21 protein-coding genes, 2 rRNA genes and 1 riboswitch (1 of these 24 cut by a window edge) are annotated in these 20,968 nt (G+C 50.0%); of the genes, 22 read left to right on the top strand and 1 reads right to left on the bottom strand.

From position 1 onward, the window contains the following. The 12 genes from PAECUDRAFT_RS11195 to rsmI all read left to right on the top strand — a co-directional run. Positions 1-2,326: ribosomal RNA gene (locus PAECUDRAFT_RS11195) — 23S ribosomal RNA — on the top strand; it begins 605 nt to the left of the window's first position. A 123-nt stretch (positions 2,327-2,449) separates the two neighbouring features. Further along, positions 2,450-2,566 (top strand): 5S ribosomal RNA (gene rrf, locus PAECUDRAFT_RS11190). Between the two features lie 845 nt (positions 2,567-3,411). Then, positions 3,412-3,606, top strand: a complete 195-nt coding sequence (locus tag PAECUDRAFT_RS11180; RefSeq protein WP_006038207.1) for a sigma factor G inhibitor Gin — start codon at positions 3,412-3,414, stop codon at positions 3,604-3,606. A 110-nt stretch (positions 3,607-3,716) separates the two neighbouring features. After that, complete coding sequence (locus tag PAECUDRAFT_RS11175; RefSeq protein ID WP_006038206.1) at positions 3,717-5,255, top strand: aminotransferase class I/II-fold pyridoxal phosphate-dependent enzyme; 1,539 nt, start codon at positions 3,717-3,719, stop codon at positions 5,253-5,255. Positions 5,256-5,335: 80 nt separating this feature from the next. After that, positions 5,336-5,971, top strand: coding sequence for a dTMP kinase (gene tmk / locus PAECUDRAFT_RS11170; protein ID WP_006038205.1), 636 nt, complete (start codon positions 5,336-5,338; stop codon positions 5,969-5,971). A gap of 63 nt (positions 5,972-6,034) precedes the next feature. Further along, complete coding sequence (locus PAECUDRAFT_RS11165; protein ID WP_006038204.1) at positions 6,035-6,364, top strand: cyclic-di-AMP receptor; 330 nt, start codon at positions 6,035-6,037, stop codon at positions 6,362-6,364. Positions 6,365-6,397: 33 nt separating this feature from the next. Continuing rightward, on the top strand, positions 6,398-6,838 hold the full coding sequence (locus PAECUDRAFT_RS11160) for a YaaR family protein (RefSeq protein ID WP_006038203.1): 441 nt from the start codon (positions 6,398-6,400) through the stop codon (positions 6,836-6,838). 22 nt (positions 6,839-6,860) lie between these two features. Next, entirely contained in the window at positions 6,861-7,838 is a 978-nt protein-coding gene (gene holB, locus PAECUDRAFT_RS11155; protein WP_006038202.1) for a DNA polymerase III subunit delta', read from the top strand. A 4-nt stretch (positions 7,839-7,842) separates the two neighbouring features. Continuing rightward, on the top strand, positions 7,843-8,646 hold the full coding sequence (locus PAECUDRAFT_RS11150) for a PSP1 domain-containing protein (protein WP_006038201.1): 804 nt from the start codon (positions 7,843-7,845) through the stop codon (positions 8,644-8,646). A 34-nt stretch (positions 8,647-8,680) separates the two neighbouring features. Beyond that, positions 8,681-9,100 carry an initiation-control protein YabA gene (locus PAECUDRAFT_RS11145; protein ID WP_006038200.1) on the top strand — a complete coding sequence of 140 codons (420 nt, stop codon included), beginning with the start codon at positions 8,681-8,683 and terminating at the stop codon, positions 9,098-9,100. An 88-nt stretch (positions 9,101-9,188) separates the two neighbouring features. Then, the gene (locus PAECUDRAFT_RS25670; protein ID WP_006038199.1) at positions 9,189-10,022 is read left to right on the top strand and encodes a tRNA1(Val) (adenine(37)-N6)-methyltransferase; all 834 of its coding nucleotides are present in this window, start codon (positions 9,189-9,191) and stop codon (positions 10,020-10,022) included. After that, positions 10,023-10,997 carry a 16S rRNA (cytidine(1402)-2'-O)-methyltransferase gene (gene rsmI, locus PAECUDRAFT_RS25665; RefSeq protein WP_006038198.1) on the top strand — a complete coding sequence of 325 codons (975 nt, stop codon included), beginning with the start codon at positions 10,023-10,025 and terminating at the stop codon, positions 10,995-10,997. 130 nt (positions 10,998-11,127) lie between these two features. Here the strand turns inward: rsmI and PAECUDRAFT_RS11130 are convergent, their stop codons facing one another. After that, positions 11,128-11,382: an AbrB/MazE/SpoVT family DNA-binding domain-containing protein gene (locus tag PAECUDRAFT_RS11130; RefSeq protein WP_006038197.1), complete on the bottom strand. Its 255-nt coding sequence runs from the start codon at positions 11,380-11,382 to the stop codon at positions 11,128-11,130. Between the two features lie 285 nt (positions 11,383-11,667). Between PAECUDRAFT_RS11130 and PAECUDRAFT_RS11125 the strand changes: the two genes are divergently transcribed. The 10 genes from PAECUDRAFT_RS11125 (at position 11,668) to purR (ending at position 20,952) form a co-directional block, all read left to right on the top strand. After that, positions 11,668-12,966 carry an HD domain-containing protein gene (locus PAECUDRAFT_RS11125; RefSeq protein ID WP_040712313.1) on the top strand — a complete coding sequence of 433 codons (1,299 nt, stop codon included), beginning with the start codon at positions 11,668-11,670 and terminating at the stop codon, positions 12,964-12,966. Between the two features lie 37 nt (positions 12,967-13,003). Continuing rightward, complete coding sequence (locus tag PAECUDRAFT_RS11120) at positions 13,004-13,780, top strand: TatD family hydrolase (RefSeq protein ID WP_006038195.1); 777 nt, start codon at positions 13,004-13,006, stop codon at positions 13,778-13,780. A 180-nt stretch (positions 13,781-13,960) separates the two neighbouring features. Continuing rightward, positions 13,961-14,190: riboswitch (cyclic di-AMP (ydaO/yuaA leader) on the top strand. Positions 14,191-14,486: 296 nt separating this feature from the next. Next, positions 14,487-15,635, top strand: coding sequence for a 3D domain-containing protein (locus PAECUDRAFT_RS11115; RefSeq protein WP_006038194.1), 1,149 nt, complete (start codon positions 14,487-14,489; stop codon positions 15,633-15,635). Positions 15,636-15,794: 159 nt separating this feature from the next. Beyond that, positions 15,795-16,361 (top strand): ribonuclease M5, encoded by a 567-nt coding sequence (gene rnmV / locus PAECUDRAFT_RS11110; protein ID WP_006038193.1) that lies wholly within the window; start codon positions 15,795-15,797, stop codon positions 16,359-16,361. A 2-nt stretch (positions 16,362-16,363) separates the two neighbouring features. Next, on the top strand, positions 16,364-17,275 hold the full coding sequence (gene rsmA / locus PAECUDRAFT_RS11105) for a 16S rRNA (adenine(1518)-N(6)/adenine(1519)-N(6))-dimethyltransferase RsmA (RefSeq protein WP_006038192.1): 912 nt from the start codon (positions 16,364-16,366) through the stop codon (positions 17,273-17,275). A 64-nt stretch (positions 17,276-17,339) separates the two neighbouring features. Further along, positions 17,340-18,260, top strand: coding sequence for a sporulation peptidase YabG (gene yabG, locus PAECUDRAFT_RS11100; protein ID WP_006038191.1), 921 nt, complete (start codon positions 17,340-17,342; stop codon positions 18,258-18,260). A gap of 154 nt (positions 18,261-18,414) precedes the next feature. Beyond that, complete coding sequence (gene veg / locus PAECUDRAFT_RS11095; protein ID WP_006038190.1) at positions 18,415-18,687, top strand: biofilm formation stimulator Veg; 273 nt, start codon at positions 18,415-18,417, stop codon at positions 18,685-18,687. 169 nt (positions 18,688-18,856) lie between these two features. Continuing rightward, on the top strand, positions 18,857-19,042 hold the full coding sequence (locus tag PAECUDRAFT_RS11090) for a small, acid-soluble spore protein, alpha/beta type (protein ID WP_006038189.1): 186 nt from the start codon (positions 18,857-18,859) through the stop codon (positions 19,040-19,042). Positions 19,043-19,191: 149 nt separating this feature from the next. Then, the gene (ispE, locus tag PAECUDRAFT_RS11085) at positions 19,192-20,046 is read left to right on the top strand and encodes a 4-(cytidine 5'-diphospho)-2-C-methyl-D-erythritol kinase (protein ID WP_006038188.1); all 855 of its coding nucleotides are present in this window, start codon (positions 19,192-19,194) and stop codon (positions 20,044-20,046) included. 81 nt (positions 20,047-20,127) lie between these two features. Beyond that, positions 20,128-20,952: a pur operon repressor gene (gene purR / locus PAECUDRAFT_RS11080; protein WP_006038187.1), complete on the top strand. Its 825-nt coding sequence runs from the start codon at positions 20,128-20,130 to the stop codon at positions 20,950-20,952. Positions 20,953-20,968 lie beyond the last annotated feature (16 nt).

Here is a 20,968-nt window from a genome sequence, read left to right as displayed (position 1 = left end):
GTGCCTTTTGTAGAATGAACCGGCGAGTTACGTTCACGTGCAAGGTTAAGTCGGGAAGACGGAGCCGCAGCGAAAGCGAGTCTGAATAGGGCGAATAAGTACGTGGTCGTAGACCCGAAACCGTGTGATCTACCCCTGTCCAGGGTGAAGGTGCGGTAACACGCACTGGAGGCCCGAACCCACGCACGTTGAAAAGTGCGGGGATGAGGTGGGGGTAGCGGAGAAATTCCAATCGAACTCGGAGATAGCTGGTTCTCCCCGAAATAGCTTTAGGGCTAGCCTCGAGAATGAGCGTCATGGAGGTAGAGCACTGATTGGGTGCGGGGCCCGCCAAGGGTTACCAAGTCCAGTCAAACTCCGAATGCCATGTACGTGCTCCTCGGGAGTCAGACAGTGAGTGCTAAGATCCATTGTCAAGAGGGAAACAGCCCAGATCATCAGCTAAGGTCCCCAAGTGTGTGTTAAGTGGGAAAGGATGTGGAGTTGCACAGACAACCAGGATGTTGGCTTAGAAGCAGCCACCATTTAAAGAGTGCGTAATAGCTCACTGGTCGAGTGACTCTGCGCCGAAAATGTAACGGGGCTAAACACACCACCGAAGCTATGGCATGTACCAGTAGGTACTTGGGTAGGGGAGCGTTGAATGCGGGTTGAAGTCAGACCGGAAGGACTGGTGGACTGCATTCAAGTGAGAATGCCGGTATGAGTAACGAAAAGACAAGTGAGAATCTTGTCCGCCGAAAGCCTAAGGGTTCCTGAGGAAGGCTCGTCCGCTCAGGGTAAGTCGGGACCTAAGGCGAGGCCGAAAGGCGTAGTCGAAGGACAACAGGTTGATATTCCTGTACCACCGTAAACCGTTATGAGCAATGGAGTGACGCAGAAGGATAGTGACGCGGACTGATGGAATAGTCCGTCCAAGCAGTGAGGCTGATGTGTAGGCAAATCCGCACATCGCAAGGCTGGGCTGTGATGGGGAGGGAAAATTATAGTACCGAAGGTCATGTGTTCCCGCTGCCAAGAAAAGCTTCTAGCCAGGTGAAGGTGCCCGTACCGCAAACCGACACAGGTAGGCGAGCAGAGCATGCTAAGGCGCGCGGAGGAACTCTCGTTAAGGAACTCGGCAAAATGACCCCGTAACTTCGGGAGAAGGGGTGCCTCGGTAGGGTGAATAGCCCGAGGGGGCCGCAGTGAAAAGGCCCAAGCGACTGTTTAGCAAAAACACAGGTCTGTGCGAAGCCGTAAGGCGAAGTATACGGGCTGACGCCTGCCCGGTGCTGGAAGGTTAAGGGGAGTGGTTAGCCGCAAGGCGAAGCTATGAACCGAAGCCCCAGTAAACGGCGGCCGTAACTATAACGGTCCTAAGGTAGCGAAATTCCTTGTCAGGTAAATTCTGACCCGCACGAATGGCGTAACGACTTGGGCGCTGTCTCAACGAGAGATCCGGTGAAATTTTAATACCTGTGAAGATGCAGGTTACCCGCGACAAGACGGAAAGACCCCATGGAGCTTTACTGCAGCTTGATATTGGACTTTGGTACGATCTGTACAGGATAGGTGGGAGCCTAGGAAGCCTGAGCGCCAGCTTGGGTGGAGGCGCCGTTGGGATACCACCCTGATCGTATCGGAGTTCTAACCCACTACCGTGAAGCCGGTAGGGGGACCGTGTCAGGTGGGCAGTTTGACTGGGGCGGTCGCCTCCTAAAATGTAACGGAGGCGCCCAAAGGTTCCCTCAGAATGGTTGGAAATCATTCGGAGAGTGCAAAGGCATAAGGGAGCTTGACTGCGAGACCAACAAGTCGAGCAGGGACGAAAGTCGGGCTTAGTGATCCGGTGGTACCGAATGGAAGGGCCATCGCTCAACGGATAAAAGCTACCCTGGGGATAACAGGCTTATCTCCCCCAAGAGTCCACATCGACGGGGAGGTTTGGCACCTCGATGTCGGCTCATCGCATCCTGGGGCTGAAGTAGGTCCCAAGGGTTGGGCTGTTCGCCCATTAAAGCGGTACGCGAGCTGGGTTCAGAACGTCGTGAGACAGTTCGGTCCCTATCTGTCGTGGGCGTAGGAAATTTGAGAGGAGCTGTCCTTAGTACGAGAGGACCGGGATGGACGCACCGCTGGTGTACCAGTTGTTCCGCCAGGAGCATCGCTGGGTAGCCAAGTGCGGACGGGATAAGCGCTGAAAGCATCTAAGCGCGAAGCCCCCCTCAAGATGAGATTTCCCAGTATGTAAGACCCCTGGAAGACGACCAGGTTGATAGGCTCGAGGTGGAAGCGCAGCAATGCGTGCAGCTGACGAGTACTAATAGGTCGAGGGCTTATCCTACAGCTTCTTGTATGAGAAGCAAACTTCGTGAGCAAGACTAAGCTAAGGATTCATCATTCGCATCCAGTTTTGAAGGTGTAACCTTCAGCACGCGTCGCAGCAGCTAGTCTGAGCGATTGCACGTTTGGTGTCGATGGCGGAGGGGTTCCACGCGTACCCATCCCGAACACGACCGTTAAGTCCTCCAACGCCGATGGTACTTGGACCGCAGGGTCCTGGGAGAGTAGGAAGATGCCAAGCACGATGAGCCACTGTCCATGGACAGTGGCTTTTTTGTTTTTATATAGCGAGTGAAAGAAAACACGGTACCTGCGCGAGGTACCGTGTTTGTTTAGCGATGATAATAACATAGTTCGCTGTCGTCCATTTTTAGAACGCCATCGCCACTTTGCTTGCGGAGCAAAAACAATGTAATTTGACCAGGTAAGCATGTCCATAGATGCCATACGATTAAGCAGATGGAGCCGCTAGTGTGTATCCAAGGCATTAAGGCAATAAATATACAAAGTCCAATCCAACAGGCTTGACGTTCTGTTTTGCGGTAAATACTTAATTGTATCTCTGATGCAGGCACATAGCCAATAAAGGGGAGCATATAACTCCATCTCCATCTCCGCCGTTGCCATTCGTCTACGCGTATTAGCGTTAGACGATTAATGACGTAATGGATCACTATAACTGCGGGCAACCCGATAAGAGCGTATAGTAGTCCATTAAGCTTAAAAAGCACAATTAGGGCAGCAATGAAAAGGAAGGGAACAATTCTGTAGCTTTTAAGCAGCTTTGGAGGGATGATGAATTTACAAATTAGCCGGTACTGGTAAACAGTCGCATTGAGCTGTTCTTGTAAGGTTTGTCTCATAATTAGTTCTCCAATAACAGGATTCATTACTTACCTATATCGGTATCGAGCCCTCGGTACTTAAGGCGAACCTAATCTTTATTCAATTTATAATCACCTTTAGACGATCGCCTACATACGATATTTTAATTGGGGAACGGTGTAGGGGAGTGACTAAAGTGGTAGATTGTGTGCCATAATAGTAGATAGTTAGTTTGTATTCCCCCAGACAGGAGGTATTCGCATGGAGGAACAACAGCAAACGTGTAAATGCATCATATGCGGCGAGTTTAAACGCGAAGAAGAAGGGATCCATATCGTAACGGAATTTATCTGTGAGGACTGCGAAGTTGATATGGTGGCTACTGATGTAAATGACGATAGATACCCTTTTTATATTCATCAAATGAAGCAGATATGGGTACAACGAAATGCTTAAGAGACCTTTCCAGTTGAATGGAAAGGCTCTTTTTTGTTTGGATAGGTATGTGCAATCTCGTAATGTTACAATAGGGTCAAGTATACTGACCTGAAGAGGATGACGGATAGATGAAAAATAAAGCTGAGAAGCTGGGGTATGCTCCCTTGTATGAAAAGCTTAATGAGCATGCGTTAACAAGGCCAGTGTCGCTGCATGTTCCTGGACACCGCAATGGCGAAAGCTGGAGGCGGGGGCTGCAGAACAATACTGAGCGATATGGCATAGATCGATATGAGTCGCTGCTGCCTCTTGATATAACTGAGTTGTCGCATACAGATGATCTTCACGCCCCTGAGGGGGTAATAGCAGAGGCGCAGCAGTTGGCATCTCAATTGTATCGATCTGATCATACGTTCTTTCTCATTGGAGGAAGCACGGCTGGCAATCATGGCATGATATTGGCTGTTTGCGATCCAGGTGACTTAATTCTTGTTCAACGTAACGTGCATAAGTCGATCTTAAATGGTTTGCGGTTGGCAGGCGCCAGTGCAGTATTTTTGCAGCCCTCTAGAGAAGAGGCAGAAGGTACATGGACAGTACCTGACCTGCATGTAGTGAAGGAAGCATTAGAACGTCACCCAGAAGCTAAGGCTGTCTTATTGAGTACGCCTAATTATTATGGACGTGCTGTATCCATGCGAGGTTATGCTGACTTGGTCCATGAATATCAGATTCCTCTGTTAGTTGATGAAGCCCATGGGGCGCATTATGGATTCCACCCTGCGTTCCCACGATCGGCATTAGCTGACGGAGCCGACGCTGTGGTCCATTCTACGCATAAAACTTTAACGGCAATGACGATGGGGGCTATGCTGCATATTAAGGGAGCTCGGATCGATCTTGGGCGGTTACGAGATGTGTTAGCCTCCATACAAAGCTCAAGTCCATCTTATCCGATTATGGCATCTATCGATATTGCCCGGGCAATGGTACAGGCCGAGGGGGCCGACCTGTTCGATTCAGGCATTCAAGCGGCCCGTAAGCTGCGGAACCATTTGAATTCCGAAAACAGCCGTTTAATAGCTTCGAGCATCAAAGAGGAGGATTCCACGCCGTTAATTGATCCTCTGCGTATCTTGTTGAAAGATCGTGCAGGCAGGTACAGCGGCTATGAGCTGCAAAAGCGTTTTGAGCAGCATGGGTGCTGGGCGGAGATGGCTGACGAGACACGCGTTCTATTATTATTTGGCGGCTACATGAGCGATGAAGAGCTGTCGCGCATTATAGCTGCCTGTGATGCAGTAGCGGAGAGCCTCCTTGATCCACGTGAAGGGGACGGCATCTGCACAGCGAAGGATGAGGTAGCACACTCTATGGAAGAGGCGGGAGCAGTTGATGCAGTTTCTGAGCCGGTTGCCTTCTCTTTTAAAAGGGTAGATGCCCAACGGATAACGAATATTGCTATAGAACATGCAGCAGGCTACCGAAGCGCAGAGACGGTAATTCCTTATCCGCCAGGAATACCTCTTATATACGCAGGAGAGATGATCACTGCCACCGTTGCCAAGGAACTGAAACGGATTGGCGAGCATGGCGCCAAATGCCAAGGGGCGGCTGATCCGTCCCTTCAAACGATTTGCGTTGTGCAAGACAAGACGAATGGATGACGGGCTTGAATAGCTTTGTTATGATGAAAGATAGGGATAGCTCCTATTAGTATGAATTGAGATGAATTGAGGCGTTAATAGTGGAACAAGGCGTATTCATTACTATAGAAGGTGGAGAGGGCGCAGGCAAGACGACGATTATAAGTCGTTTGGCAGCAGAGCTATCTGCACTTGGCGATACAGTTACGATTACCCGGGAGCCTGGCGGTATTCCGATTGCAGAGCAAATCCGTGCGGTTATTTTGGATCGGAATCATACCGGAATGGACGGACGTACAGAAGCATTACTGTATGCAGCCGCGAGAAGACAGCATTTAGTTGAAAAGGTTGTGCCGGCGCTCGAGAAGGGGCATGTTGTGCTGTGTGACCGTTTTATCGATAGCAGCCTTGCTTACCAAGGGCATGCGCGTGGAATTGGCATGGAGGCAGTGCTGGCCATTAATGCTTTTGCAATCGATGGCATGATGCCGAAGCTGACGTTGTATCTAGATGTGCGGCCGGAGGTTGGTTTGCGCCGTATTCAAGAGGCAGAGGTTCGCGAGATCAACCGAATTGATCTGGAGGCAATAACGTTCCATGAACAAGTCCGTGAAGGGTTCCTCCAGCTTGCCCAGATGTATAGCGACCGGATCGTCGTTATTGATGCAGAGCAGTCGGCAGATGCTGTCTTCGAGCAATGCATGTCGATAATCCTGAAACGGCGGGCAGGATTTTAGGCAATCGATGTCAAAATATTAAGGATGGTCGATTACCGAAGGAAGTCATGGGAGGGATTGAGGATGAAACTAGTCATCGCAATCGTGCAAGATAAGGATAGCAACCGCTTGTCCAATGCGCTCGTTCGAGAAGGTCTTCGGGCGACTAAACTGGCTAGCACAGGAGGATTTCTTCGAGCCGGTAATACGACATTTATGATCGGAATTGAAGATGACCGCGTTCATGAAGTGCTTCAGGTCATCCGTTCCAACTGCAAGGTGAGAGATCAGCTCGTAACGCCAATGTCACCGATGAGCGGGTCGGCAGATTCTTACATTCCGTTCCCTGTGGAGGTACAGGTGGGAGGAGCTGCTGTATTCGTCGTTCCAGTGGAGAGGTTCGAGCATTATTAATGATAAACGTGAAAGGATAGGGCGTGACGACAGATGAAAATCGAATCAGGATGGCGTCCGCTTGAACAGCGTTCGCGGCCAGATCAATTGAACAAGGCGATCGTTACGAGAAGCTTCTCAGACGTCTTGCACCAGAATGACTCAGAACGAACAACAGAGCAGCTGCAGCGTAAGCTGCAGGACATTCATAACCAGGGCGAGCGGTTAGCCCGGTCGATGACCGTACGCGAACTAAAGCAATATCAGCAGATGATCAAGAAGTTTCTAGAGGATACGGTTAGGCGCGGCGTTGGGCTTAAGGAGCATCGCGGCTTCGACCGCCGTGGACGCATTAAACGGTACAAGCTTCTCGATGAGATCGATGAGAAATTAATTGAGATGGCGGAGGAGTTGCTTCAAACCGAGCAAGGGAGAATCGAGCTATTGAGCAAAATTGGAGAAATTCGAGGACTGCTCATTAATCTGTTCTTCTAGAAGAAGGAAGGAATTGCGCAGCATGAGTATGGATCAAGTTCCCGGACAAGAGAAAGCAAAAGGGATGCTGCGTTATGCGCTGCGGAGCGGCAAGGTATCGCATGCCTATTTGTTCAGCGGCCCTCGCGGGACTGGGCGAAAGGCGCTTGCGCTATCTTTTGCACAAGCGTTGTTCTGTACAGCTGGCGGAGAAGACGCTTGCGGCCAATGCATCGAGTGCCGGAAGTTCGAGCATGGCAATCAGCCGGACTTGTATCAAATCGAGCCCGATGGACAGTCGATCAAGCTGGGGCAGATTCAACAGCTTCAGCGGGAGATGTCCTATCGAAATGTAGGCGAATCGCGGAAAGTGTATATTGTCGAACGAGCAGAGACAATGACGCTGCCAGCGGCGAATAGTTTGTTGAAATTTCTCGAAGAGCCACAATCGCCGATTGTTGCGCTGCTCCTCACAGATAATGGACAAGCAGTGCTTCCGACCATTCGTTCACGCGTTCAAACGATCCCCTTTGCCCCGCTAGGGCCTCAACAAATTGTAACGGCGCTAGAAGCGGAAGGGTTCCCGACTGCGCTTGTGAGGACTGCTAGCCGTTTAGCATCAGGGCCAGAGGCCTGCCGTACGCTTATCCAGCAGAATGGGTTTGCAGAAACGAGAAACGTAGTGATACAATTAGGCAAGGAGAGCATCAGCCGATTCACAGCGGCGATCGTCACGGTTCAGCAGCAGGTCGTGAAGTCTGAAGCTGGACAAGATCCGCAGCTTTTGCTCGCCATGCTATTACTTTGGTTTAAAGACATGATTCATTATCAGGCTGGAAGGCTTGAAGATATGGTTTTTATAGATCAGTCAGATTGGATAAGTAAACATGCATTCGCCCGTACCCCGGATGGTTGGGTGGGATGTATGGAGCAGGTGCTGGAGTGTGGAAGGCGGATACGCGCCCATGTGTCAACACAGTTAGCACTCGAGCAATTACTGGTGAATCTACAGGAGGGCTAATGCCTTGTATAATGTCGTCGGTGTCCGCTTCAAGAAAGCGGGCAAGATCTATTACTTTGATCCCGTCGATCTGCCCGTAGCGAAGGATCAACATGCGATCGTCGAAACGGCTCGCGGCATCGAGTACGGTAAAGTGGTGGTTGGACAAAAACAGGTTGGTGAATCGGATGTTGTCCTCCCCCTTAAGAAAGTAATACGGATCGCGAACGAAGCCGACGCGAAAGTGGTAGAAGAAAATAAACGATCAGCAAGCCAAGCCTTCACAACATGCTTGGAGAAAATCCGTAATCACCAGCTGAAGATGAAGCTGGTAGATGTGGAATTTACGTTTGATCGCAATAAAATTATATTCTACTTCACCGCGGAAGGCCGAGTTGATTTTCGGGAGTTAGTTAAGGATTTAGCCGGTGTATTCCGTACCCGGATTGAGCTTCGTCAGATTGGCGTTCGTGATGAAGCCAAAATGCTAGGCGGTATCGGACCGTGCGGACGGGTGCTCTGTTGTTCATCTTGGCTGGGTGACTTCGAGCCTGTGTCGATCAAGATGGCGAAGGATCAGAATTTGTCCCTCAATCCAACGAAGATATCTGGGCTGTGCGGACGGCTAATGTGTTGTTTGAAGTATGAGCATGACAACTATGAGAGCATTCGAGAGGAGCTCCCGTCGGTTGGCAAGATTGTCATTACATCGCTAGGTGAAGGCAAGGTTACCGGAATTAATGCGGGTAGTAAGACAGTATACGTACAACTGCTCGACATCGGAGGCAAACCCAAAGAACTGCCGCTGGATGATGTCGTCGTGAAATAACCCGTTCCATCAAGGTCCTGAGGTGGGAACTGATTTGGATAATAAAAATGATCTGTTTGTAGAAGTGGATGAGTTGGAGGGCCGCATTGGCGGAATTCACGCTGAGCTCGGCTTGCTGAAGCGGCATATCAAGTCATTGCTTGAGGAAAATAAGCGGCTCAGTATAGAAAACAATCAATTGCACAAGCTGTTAAGACAAGGGACTTCATTCTTGGAGCCTCAAGAGGAGCCAGCCGCAGCGGACGAGTCAACTATCCAAGATCACCTACATGAGAGCGGCTTGGAAACGGTCAAAATGGCTGATACAGTGAAGGAGCCAATGCCAACCGTTAGCGGGGGGCATGATAACCTGGCACGCCTATACCATGAAGGATTTCATATATGCAATGTCTACTACGGACATTTGCGAACGGAAGGCGATTGCTTATTCTGTCTGTCCTTCTTGAACAAATAAAGCATGGCAAACAAGACCCGAAAGGGTCTTTGTTTTTGTTTGGCTAACAAGCTTGGATCGGCGAGAGAGAGATGGGGGAGCGGTATTTTTGAATAAGGACATAGAGCAAACAAGGGCTGGCGATCAAGGCGATTTGGGCAGCCGGGAGCAGCAGTTATTAGAGGGGGAACGACTTGATGATTTGATGACCAAAGAGCTTCAAATCATACAGAGCCGTGAAGTGTTCAGCTTCTCGATGGATGCGGTGCTGCTTGCTCGATTCGCGAGCATTCCGCCTAGAGGGAAAGTCATTGATTTGTGCACGGGGAATGGAGTCATTCCATTGCTGCTATCAACGCGCACACGCGCGGCAATCGATGGGGTGGAGATCCAGCCTCGCTTGGCGGATATGGCAAAGCGGAGCGTTACGTTAAATAACTTAGATGAACAGATTCAAATAATCGAAGGGGATTTGCGTACCTTTCCTCGAACGGCGGGCCAAGGAATTTATGATGCGGTCACCGTTAACCCGCCTTATATGCAAACGCAGACAGGCGATCAGAATGAAAATGAGCATTATGCGATTGCACGCCATGAAATTCACTGCACGTTAGACGAAGTGGTTGAAGCGAGTGCGAGGCTGGTGCGTACTGGAGGAAAGGTGTCCATGGTGCACAGGCCGAATCGATTGATGGATATTCTCGAGTCATTCCGCCGTTGGAAGCTGGAGCCTAAACGCATTCGATTCGTTCACCCGCATGCAGAAGCGGAAGCAAACATGCTGCTAATCGAAGCGATCCGGGATGGCAAACCATCGGTTAAGCTGCTCCCGCCGCTCATTGTCTATACAGCAGAAAGAGAATACACCGATGAGCTCAAAAAGCTCTATTACGGCAGCAACGGGGTTTGGTCCGACGGCCAAGAGAGAAAGGAGGAGGTATAAATGTTCGTTCAACGAAGCTTTAAAACGCCAGCGGCTACTACTGCTCATGCTAATGCGACTGCAAGTGGAACGTTATATTTGGTTGGGACGCCTATCGGGAATCTAGAGGATATGACGTTCCGTGCAGTTCGCACACTAGGTGAGGTTGATTTGATTGCAGCGGAGGATACGAGGCAAACGCGCAAGTTGCTCACCCATTTTGAAATTCAAACGAGGCTTGTCAGTTACCACGAGCATAATAAGCAGGCTAGCGGGCCTGAGCTTATACGAATGCTGGAGGAAGGCAAGTCGATAGCGCTAGTCAGCGACGCAGGGCTGCCGGCAATCTCTGATCCTGGTGCGGATCTTGTACGCGATGCCGTGGAGAGAGAGATTACAGTCGTTCCTATTCCGGGTGCCAACGCCGCTTTGTCAGCGCTGATCATATCGGGTCTTCCTACCGACCGATTCTTGTTCGCAGGCTTTCCGCCACGTCAGCGCAAAGCGCTAATCGAGTGGTTAACGCCGCTCGGTTATGAAGCTGGAACGATACTGCTCTACGAATCTCCGCATCGTGTCAGCAAAACGCTGAAGGTTATGCTAGAGGTGCTCGGTGACCGCCGGATTGCGATGGTACGAGAGCTGACGAAGCGACATGAGGAAGCGGCGAGGGGGACGATTAGCGAGTGTCTTGCTTGGCTAGAGGAGAACGCTCCATTAGGCGAGTACGTCATTGTCGTTGAAGGACGCGTTTCGGCTAGCTCAGGCGGCAGAACGGGTACGGATGGCGATGCGACAGAGCATGCACAGCGTGCTGGTATATTGGGACAAGACGAGTCTTGGTGGGTGGCGCTCACATTGGAGGAACATGTCCAGCATTATGAGGAGCGCAATGCGTTGGACCGCAAGGAAGCGATCAAGCGAACGGCAGCTGATCGAGCGATGCAGAAGCGGGATGTTTATAACGCGGTTATGCGGAAAAATGAAAGTGGATAACGCTCAGCGTTATCCACTATTTGTCCACAAAAAAAGGACCTTCCTGGCCGGGTTCTAGCGCAGGAAGGCATAAGGAGTATTAAAAAGGTTAGAATTAACATGTGGATAAGTACATTATAACCTATAATTCTTATTTTGTCACAGGTGCAGGCAATTCTGATAGGCAAACATTGCAAACAATTTTTCCTTTGAAGTAAGCAACGTTCTCTGCATTGCCGCAGAAGATGCAAGCTGGCTCATATTTCTTAAGCATGATGCGTTCTCCGTCCACGTAAATCTCAAGTGCATCCTTCTCTCCAATACCCAGCGTACGGCGCAATTCGATTGGAATTACAACACGGCCCAACTCATCAACTTTACGGACGATACCAGTAGATTTCATCATAGTAATCGTTTCCCCTCTCATTTAAATAAAATCGTCACTATTCGACACGTTTTTACTTTATATGATTAATATAGTACCAAGAATACCCAGAACAGTCAACCCAGAAAATATGTTAAAATGCGCTAATCTTTTCTGATTCACCTGTAAACTAGGGCATTATTAAGATACTATTACTATACATCATAGGCGACTCGTTTGGAAATGAATACACGACAGTTTTCGACAAAATATTAAGAGGCTGTGTCGAATTCTTGAACATATTAGCACTTAAGGGGTGTGATTGTCATCGAACGTCAGCTTGCGGAGGAAAAAGTATTCAAAGATCCCGTACATAAGTCGATTTATGTCCAGGATCAACTGATATGGAACCTTATCAATACGAAAGAATTTCAGAGATTGCGGAGAATTCGACAGCTAGGCACTTCCTATCTTACCTTTCATGGCGCGGAGCACAGTCGATTCTCGCATTCATTAGGCGTGTACGAGATTACGAGACGAATTATCTCGCAGTTCGAACGTAATGAATATTCAGATTGGCCAAGACAAGAGAGACTGCCCGCATTATGCGCAGCACTGCTGCATGATCTGGGTCATGGGCCATTCTCACATTCCATTGAGGATGTATTCGACACGGATCACGAGGACTGGACTTGTCGAATCATTACAGGCGATACCGAAGTGAATCAAGTGCTCCGCGAAATCGATGAGCGTTTCCCGGAGCGGGTCGCCGCTATAATTAGGAAGAAATATGACAAGCCGATTGTGGTTAATCTCGTTTCGAGCCAGATGGACGCGGATCGCATGGATTATTTGCTGCGTGATGCTTATTTTACAGGGGTCCATTACGGTACGTTTGATCTGGAGCGCATTCTTCGTGTGCTGCGTCCATACCAGGGACGGATTGTAGTGAAAGAAAGCGGCATGCATGCGGTGGAGGACTACTTGATGTCGCGTTATCAAATGTACTGGCAGGTTTATTTTCACCCGGTGACGCGCAGCTCGGAGATTATATTGAAGCAAATTTTACGAAGGGCCAAGGAGCTCTATCTTAATGGCTATCGATTCGAATGGCTGCCGAAGCCTCTGCTTCGTTTGTTCCAAAATGAGCTGACGACGGACGATTACTTCCTATTAGATGAAGCGCTTGCACAAACCGTCTTCATGGCATGGGCGGATGAGCGCGATGAGTGGCTGTCGGACCTCTCGCGAAGGTTCCTCCATCGCCGGTTGTATAAAGATATCGTAGTGAACAATCATAGCGAAGAACTGTTCGAGGAAGCGAAGCTTCAATTGAAGCATGCGGGATTGCAGCCGGATTACCACCTCGAGGTTGACTTCCCATTCGATCTTCCTTACGATGTGTACCAACCGGATGCAGGAACGAACAGGAAGGGCAATGAAAAGCCGCCAATCCTTCTGCTTGACGCAAAAGGGGAAATTTCTGAAATTTCGGCACGATCGGACATTATCCGTTCCTTGAGCGGACTCCACCAAGGCAAGCATCGCTGGTATTATCCCGATGACCTGCTGCGGCCTGTCGCGCATCGCTTGGACAAGCGTATTCGTACGATTTTTGGGTATTAATGAAGAGACACATCAAGAAGGGAATGAACGGTACGATATGGTTACATTAATTGACACACATACGCATATGGACAACCATAAATTCGACAACGATCGTGATGAAGCAATTGCGCGGGCGCGAGAAGCGGGCGTCGAGCTTATGATTAATATTGGCTTTGACCGAGAAACGATTCCGACGACGATGGCGTTGGCTGAGAAGTATGATTTTATCTATGCGGCAGTAGGTTGGCATCCGGTGGAGAGCATTCACATGCAGCCGGGAGATCTTGAATGGATCGAATCGCTGATGAGTCACCCGAAGGTCGTCGCTATCGGTGAGATCGGGCTCGATTACCATTGGGACACTTCGCCAAAGGACGTTCAGCAGCGGGTATTCCGCGAGCAGATTCAGCTAGCGCGCAAAGTGGGCAAGCCAATCGTCATTCACAATCGGGACGCCCATGAGGATGTCGTACGTATATTGAAGGAAGAGAAAGCGGAGGAGGTCGGGGGCGTGATGCATTGCTTCTCCGGCAGCTGGGAGACGGCCAAAGCTTGTCTCGACATGAACTTCTATATTTCGTTCGGAGGACCGGTTTCCTTCACGAATGCGAAGGTGCCCAAGGACGTGCTTGCGAAGGTGCCGGACGACCGTTTATTGATCGAAACAGACTCCCCTTATTTGGCGCCCCATCCTTTTCGAGGCAAAAGAAATGAGTCGGCTTACGTTGCTCTTGTGGCAGAAGCGGCCGCAGCAATAAAAGGCAAAACGGTAGAGGAAATCGGATATTTAACGTCCGTAAATGCCAAAAATTGTTTCCGTTTTGAGCGATAATAGGCGGAAATGGGAGGAAATCGAACCAAATGGATGATAAAAGTAGATTTCCTTGCATTAACCGCTTCTCTTTTGGCTGAATTTCCTTAAATATCGTGAAAATCGTCTTTAATCGGTTCTTTACAATGTTGGCGAACACGGGGTATGATTCATTTCAGAACTTACACAATGTATTGGATTTCCAGTAACACGCTTAATCTCCTAACGGAGAACGGGGGAACCAAATGTGGAAGCTTTGCATGACCTGATTAGTCGGCAAAGGCGGAAGCATTGATCCAAATGGGGTGAATTTCGCAACCCTGCATCGGGCACGTACGAGATCGTCATGATCCGCCGATAGCAGAGCGAATAGGGCAGGATCTCTAGCCCGAATCCGACAGCTAACCTCGTAAGCGAATAAGAGAGATCAACCTTCGAATCCCACTTTCCATGTTTTTTCGTTGTTTACCCGGGAAGCCACGAAGCAGATGATCCTCTGTCGAAGGCTTCTTTTCTTTTGAAAAGAACCGCGCTGCAGTCGTTGATCGAATCACGACGGAGCCGTTTCACCTCGAATAAAGGGGAAAACGTCGACATAGGGTTAATCATGGAGGTGAGAGAGAAGGGAGCTAGCTGGAGCGTGATTCGTCACGCCAATATACTATAGTCGCGTCAATTCAATCATGCAAAACACTCGACGGCGGGGCTTTGAAGGAGGACCGAAGAAGTGGGCGTATTTCCGAAGTTGGACACCCATGGTAAACGATCATCCAGCATGTCTTTCGCATTGCGATGGAAGCATGAAAACTTGCGTTTGATTATTTTGAGTGCTATTATCTCAATCGCTATGACTTTCATGTTATTGGTGTTGTTGTACGGAACGGCTGAGAAAAGCGTCTCCGTAGTAGTGAATGGACAAGAGAGCGTCGTGAAAACGAAGCAATGGGTCCTGCAACGCCTACTGGATGAACAAGCTATTACGGTTGGCCCGCATGATGTGGTATCCGTACCCCTGAATGCAGCGATCAAAGATGGAGACCGAATCGTTATCGATCAGGCTCTTCCATTGACTGTAACAGCTGATGGCAAGACTCGGACAGTGTACACGACCGAGAGAACTGTGCAAGCAGCGATCGAGGAATTGAATATTCCTGTTCGTGGTTATGATAAGGTATATCCGTCGCTTGGGACGGCTTTGCTGCCTAATATGTCAGTGAAGGTTGTACGCGTGAATCGCGAGATGTCGCGCTCTGAGCACAAAGTGCCTTTCGTAATCGTGAAACAAAATGATCCGTCTCTGGAAACAGGGAAGGAGAAGCTTGTAAAGACCGGCAAGGAAGGTCTTCTTGTTAAACAGTTCGAAAGCGTCTATGAGGACGGGAAGCTCGTTTCCACGGAGCTTGTAACGAAGAGCGTACAGACGGCAGCCGTAAACCAGGTTGTAGCTATCGGTACGAAGAAAGTTGAGCCGAAGGTGACGACACTTTCAACGAGGACTCCAAGCGTGGAGACGTTCTCGATGAGCGGCCGGACGTTTAAGGCGAAGAAAACCCTGAAGGGCGTTACGCTAACTGCTTATTCGGCTGGCGTAGAGTCTACAGGCAAGAGTAAGGGCCATCCGCAATACGGCATTACTGCCTCTGGCGCTCGCGTCAAAGAGGGACGGACGATTGCTGTCGACCCGAAAGTAATTCCGATCGGTTGGTGGGTATACATCGAAGGCCTGGGATTCCGTCGAGCGGAGGACAAGGGCAGCGCGGTTAAGGGTAATAAGATTGATGTTTACTTCGATAGCGAGGACTATGCCGAGAAATTCGGTACGAAGCGCGGCTATACGGTGTATGTCATCGGTCCGAACAAACCTTCATCGAGTTAAGGTGTGTATCACATAATTATCGTATTTCCAAGCTAAATATGCCATCATAAGAAGAGGCGAATGCCTCTTCTTTTTGCATGCTGAAAGCTGGTCCTGCAGGGACCTCATTTAAGGGCTTTTGCTGCAGGCGGACAGGCGAACGGAAAGGAATGACGGAACGTGATTAAAGAAATTATTGTAGTAGAGGGTAAGGACGATACGGCAGCCATTAAGCGGGCTGTAGAAGCAGATACAATTGAAACGGGCGGATCGGCCATTGGCGAAGCGGTGCTGAAGCGGGTCGAGCTAGCGAAGGAACGGCGAGGGGTCATTATTTTCACCGATCCCGATCATGCGGGAGAACGGATACGGCGAATCGTCGCGCAGCGCGTGCCGGGCTGCAAGCATGCATTTCTACCGCAAGAGGAAGCGATGTATAAGGGTGACATCGGCGTTGAGAACGCGACGCCGGAAGCTATCCGTAAAGCATTGGCGAATGTGCGGACAGAACAGCTGGCAGGTGAAGGCGGTTCGATTGAGGTTGCGTGGGAAGACTTGATCGAGGCGGGACTTATCGTTCATCCGCAGGCATCCGGGCGTCGTGAAATCATCGGCAAGCTGCTCGGCATCGGATATGCGAACGGGAAGACGTTCTTCAAACGGTGCGTAAGCTTCCGCATTACGAAAACCGAGTTTAACGAAGCAAGGCGCAGAATGGAACAGCAGCTGGAACAGGAGCGTGGCTAGTGATGAGCGAGAGCATAGAACGGCAAGGGCAATCAGCAGTAGAAGTGGCAACACCGACCCGTACGCGCGATATCGTAAAGAAGTATGGATTCGAGTTTAAGAAGAGTCTGGGCCAGAATTTTCTGATCGATCAAAATATTTTGCATAAAATCGTAGCGGCCGCTGAGCTGGATGGGACTAAAGGCGCACTTGAGATTGGTCCAGGCATCGGGGCTTTGACGCAGCACTTGGCACGCTCGGCAGGGAGAGTGACGGCGGTTGAGATCGATAATCGCCTCATCCCGATCTTGCGCGACACGCTTGCTGGAGAAGCGAACGTAGAGGTTGTTCACGCGGACGTATTGAAGCTTAATCTGCACGAGCTGTTCGCAGAGCGGTTCGAGGGGCTGTCGGGCATTAGCGTTGTTGCAAATCTGCCGTATTATGTGACGACACCAATTCTAATGAAGCTGCTTGAGGAGCGTTTGCCGCTTGAGCACATTGTCGTCATGATTCAGAAGGAAGTGGCGGATCGCATGGCTGCTAAGCCGGGCGGCAAAGAGTACGGCAGCTTAAGCGTTGCTGTCCAGTATTATTGCGAGCCGAGCATCGTCTGCACCGTGCCGCATACGGTATTTATTCCACAGCCTAACGTTGATTCCGCAGTGATCAAGTTATCGCTAAGGGAGAAGCCGGCTGTTGAGACGCGAGATGAAGCCCATTTCTTCCGCACGGTACAAGCTTCATTCGCGCAGCGCCGCAAAACACTGATGAACAATATGTCGTCGTGGATCGGCAAGGATCACCGCGAAACGTTGACTTCCATAATGGAAGGATGCGGCATCCAGCCGAGCCGGCGCGGGGAGACGCTCTCGTTAGAGGAGTTTGCCAAGCTGAGCGCAGCGCTTTATGATGCGGGACTCGGCCTGTCCTAGATTGCAATCGCTAGTCACCATCTCGGCGATTCACCCATAGGATAGACGAAGAGGTGATTCGCCCATGAAGCAAGGGGACCTGGTTGTCCGCAAATCATACGGCGGTGACGTGCTGTTCCGCATTGAACAATTAAGAGATAACCAACTAGCTGTCCTGAAAGGCACGGATTATCGGCTGCTTGCGGATTCCCCGATTGTCGACCTTGCGGTCGTGAACGATCCGGATTCGACACAAGCGTCTCAGCGGGTCCGTATCAAAGTAAATGAGTCGATGCGCCGCATGCAGCAGCAGCGCCCGCCGGTTATGGAGGACGATCCCATTCGGTTTGCATCGGGATCAGCATCGACATCGGCATCCAAAAGCCATCCATCAGGCCAGCCCTTCTACGAGATGCCTGGCAAGGTGCTTCACTTAGACGGCGATGGCAACTACATGCGCAAAAGCATGCAGCTGTACTCGCAGATGCGTGTGCCCGCACATGGCATCCATGTTCATGAAAGCCAAATGCCAGAGCTGTTATATCGGCTGCTGCCTGAACTGAAGCCGGATATCGTCGTTATTACAGGCCATGACGGCGTACTTAAAAACCGTCGCCAAGATGACTTGGGCAGCATCAGCAGCTACAAAAATTCGCAAAACTTCGTTAACGCCGTTCGCGTTGCGCGCGATTATGAGAAAAACCGCGATTCGCTCATCGTAATCGCGGGAGCGTGCCAGTCGCATTACGAAGCGTTGCTTCAAGCAGGATCTAATTTTGCTAGCTCGCCTGGCCGTATTTTGATTCATGCCCTCGACCCTGTCTATATTGCGATCAAAGCCAGCGCCACGCCGATTCGCGAAACGATCGACCTGCCTGATGTCATTCATGGCACCATTAGCGGGATTGAAGGCGTTGGCGGCATTGAGACAGTGGGCCGTCTTCGGATGGGCTTGCCAAAGCCAAAGTGGGTTAAAGCGCCTGCTTCCACGAGCGTAACTTTATAATATGAACGGCTGTGTTTTTTTCTATGCAGAAATTTATAATAAAGCACAAAATTACTATTGACATAAAACTTTGATGACTGATATAATATTTTGTTGATTTGACTATACCGCCCTTGCTCGGTTATAATGGACGAGAAAGAGGTGGTAGTGGACAATGGCAAAAAATGCGCTGTCAGAAATCAAACGCAGCTTGGAAGCTCATGTAGGTTCCAAAATTCGTCTCCGTGCGAATGGGGGCCGACGTAAGACCATCGAACGCACCGGAGTACTGGAAGAAATCTACCCATCTGTTTTCATTGTCAAGCTCGATCAGGAAGAGAGCGCGTTTAAACGTGTCTCTTACAGTTATGCGGATATATTGACCGAATCGGTCGAAGTTCACGTATGCAACGATGAAGGTCAGGTTCGCATAACGTATATACAATAATATGCTGGTTTGGCGTATGGAGCCGGCAGATTGAGCGTATGTCCACTACAGGGCATACGCTTTCTTTTTTTTATAACTGGCTCGCTCCCGATGATCACCATGTATGAAAGCCATCCTTCCACCGCATACTACGTATGCCATAATTACAATTCTGCAAGGAGGATGGGCAATGAGCAGACGGAGAAGAAGCATTATGTCAGAGGAGCTCAAGTATGAGCTGGCTAAGGATCTCGGATTTTACGATACGGTGCAGCAAGAGGGCTGGGGCAGCATTAAGGCGAAGGATGCAGGCAATATGGTGAAGCGGGCGATCCAAATGGCGGAGCAGGCAGCAGCGGATAAAACACGGCAATAATTTGCGCCACAAAGAGTCTCCCGACGGAATGTCTGGGGGACTTTTGTCGGATGAGGGAGGGAGGATAAGGGCGATTTGCAACTCCTTTCGCATTTCTTCATTCCGTTTGTTATAATAGGTGAAGTTAACCATACGAACGGGTGATAATTATGAAAATATACGAGAAAGCTCCCGCAAAAATCAATTTACTGCTCGACGTTCTCCATAAACGGGAGGACGGCTTCCATGAGGTCGAGATGATTATGACCATGGTCGATCTAGCCGATCGGCTTGAGATGGAAGAGCTGCAGCGGGACCAAATTATCATCTCCAGCCAAGCCGGATACATACCGCTTGATGAGAAGAATTTAGCTTTTCAAGCTGCGAAGTTAATCAAAGACCGCTATGACGTGCGTAAGGGCGTATATATTCATCTAGACAAAAAGATTCCCGTAGCGGCTGGCCTTGCTGGCGGTTCCAGCGATGCGGCAGCTACGCTTCGTGGTCTTAATCGACTATGGGGATTAGGCATCTCGAATCAGGAGCTTTGCGTGCTCGGAGCGGAGCTTGGCTCTGACGTGCCTTTCTGTGTGACGGGGGGGACAGCCTTGGCGACAGGCCGCGGGGAGCGCCTTGAATATATCGAGAATCCGCCGCAATGCTGGGTCGTATTAGCGAAGCCGCCGATTAATGTTTCGACTGCTGATGTCTATGGCCGATTCAAGGCTGCGGAGCTCACGGAGCATCCCTCGATGAAAGACATGCTGTCTGCGATCTCGCGCGGGTCGTTCAACGATATGTGCGCTTCGCTGGGCAACGTGCTTGAGAAGGTAACGCTGAAGCATTATCCTGAGGTCCTTCAATTGAAGGAAAGCATGCAGCGACTGGGTGCAGAAGGCGTCCTGATGTCCGGCAGCGGGCCGACGGTATTCGGCCTTGTGTCCAAGGAGGCTAAGCTGGCTCGGATCTATAATGGTCTGCGCGGCTTCTGTAAAGAAGTGTATGTGGTAAGAATGTTGACGTAGTTCCCCCGTATCCTTGATTAAATCCGTATAAAAATGTTATATTGGCATTATAATATTCGGATTTAGCGGGGAGTGGTAGTTTTGAAAAAGCTTAAACGTAGCGCTCGACTCGTAGAGATGACACAATACTTACTCAACCGCCCCCATACTTTAATTTCGCTCACAGCATTCGCAGACCGTTATCAATCAGCTAAATCTTCAATTAGCGAAGATCTGGCGATTATTAAAGAGGTGTTCGAGGAAGAGGGGATTGGCGAGCTCCATACGCTTGCAGGAGCAGCTGGGGGCGTTAAGTATACGCCGAAAATCCATCACGATGCGGCGATTTCAATTATTCAAAGCGTGTGCCGCCAATTGGAGCAGCCAGAACGGGTGCTGCCAGGCGGCTATTTGTTCATGACGGATATGCTAGGCCAGCCGGAATTGTTGTCGGAGCTGGGAAGAATGTTCGCGACCGCGTTCGCGAATCGGGAAATCGACGTTATTATGACCGTCGAGACCAAAGGAATTCCGCTTGCTTACGCAACGGCGGCTTGTTTGAACTTACCTGTTGTTATCGTTCGCCGAGACAATAAGGTAACGGAAGGATCGGCCGTTAGTATTAATTATGTATCCGGTTCCAACAAGCGTATACAGACGATGTCATTGGCTAGACGGACACTGCGTGAGCATTCGCGCGTTTTGATCATCGATGATTTTATGAAGGCAGGCGGAACCATCCAAGGCATGATGGATCTGCTGGGCGAGTTTAATGCGAAGGTAGCGGGAGTAGGCGTATTCGTGGAATCTGGCGAGCTGGGCACGGAGGAGCGCCTGCTGGAGGACTATATATCGCTTGCGAAGGTAACCGCTGTTGATCTGAAGACGAAACAGACGACGGTTGTCCCAGGCAACTTCTTTCAATAAAAAAGCTTGAAATAAT

The organism is Paenibacillus curdlanolyticus YK9 (genome assembly GCF_000179615.1).
Taxonomy (GTDB): domain Bacteria; phylum Bacillota; class Bacilli; order Paenibacillales; family Paenibacillaceae; genus Paenibacillus_T; species Paenibacillus_T curdlanolyticus.
The sequence above is the reverse complement of the archived record's forward strand: the minus strand, read 5'-3'. Positions and strand labels throughout refer to the sequence as shown.

What these genes read in the sequence shown, in the direction of transcription:
- PAECUDRAFT_RS11180 (WP_006038207.1), top strand. Translation starts at nt 3,412, where the DNA reads ATGGAGGAACAACAGCAAACGTGTAAATGCATCATATGCGGCGAGTTT.
- PAECUDRAFT_RS11175 (WP_006038206.1), top strand. Translation starts at nt 3,717, where the DNA reads ATGAAAAATAAAGCTGAGAAGCTGGGGTATGCTCCCTTGTATGAAAAG.
- PAECUDRAFT_RS11165 (WP_006038204.1), top strand. Translation starts at nt 6,035, where the DNA reads ATGAAACTAGTCATCGCAATCGTGCAAGATAAGGATAGCAACCGCTTG.
- PAECUDRAFT_RS11160 (WP_006038203.1), top strand. Translation starts at nt 6,398, where the DNA reads ATGAAAATCGAATCAGGATGGCGTCCGCTTGAACAGCGTTCGCGGCCA.
- holB (WP_006038202.1), top strand. Translation starts at nt 6,861, where the DNA reads ATGAGTATGGATCAAGTTCCCGGACAAGAGAAAGCAAAAGGGATGCTG.
- rsmI (WP_006038198.1), top strand. Translation starts at nt 10,023, where the DNA reads ATGTTCGTTCAACGAAGCTTTAAAACGCCAGCGGCTACTACTGCTCAT.
- PAECUDRAFT_RS11130 (WP_006038197.1), bottom strand. Translation starts at nt 11,382, where the DNA reads ATGATGAAATCTACTGGTATCGTCCGTAAAGTTGATGAGTTGGGCCGT.
- PAECUDRAFT_RS11120 (WP_006038195.1), top strand. Translation starts at nt 13,004, where the DNA reads ATGGTTACATTAATTGACACACATACGCATATGGACAACCATAAATTC.
- rsmA (WP_006038192.1), top strand. Translation starts at nt 16,364, where the DNA reads ATGAGCGAGAGCATAGAACGGCAAGGGCAATCAGCAGTAGAAGTGGCA.
- yabG (WP_006038191.1), top strand. Translation starts at nt 17,340, where the DNA reads ATGAAGCAAGGGGACCTGGTTGTCCGCAAATCATACGGCGGTGACGTG.
- veg (WP_006038190.1), top strand. Translation starts at nt 18,415, where the DNA reads ATGGCAAAAAATGCGCTGTCAGAAATCAAACGCAGCTTGGAAGCTCAT.
- PAECUDRAFT_RS11090 (WP_006038189.1), top strand. Translation starts at nt 18,857, where the DNA reads ATGAGCAGACGGAGAAGAAGCATTATGTCAGAGGAGCTCAAGTATGAG.
- ispE (WP_006038188.1), top strand. Translation starts at nt 19,192, where the DNA reads ATGAAAATATACGAGAAAGCTCCCGCAAAAATCAATTTACTGCTCGAC.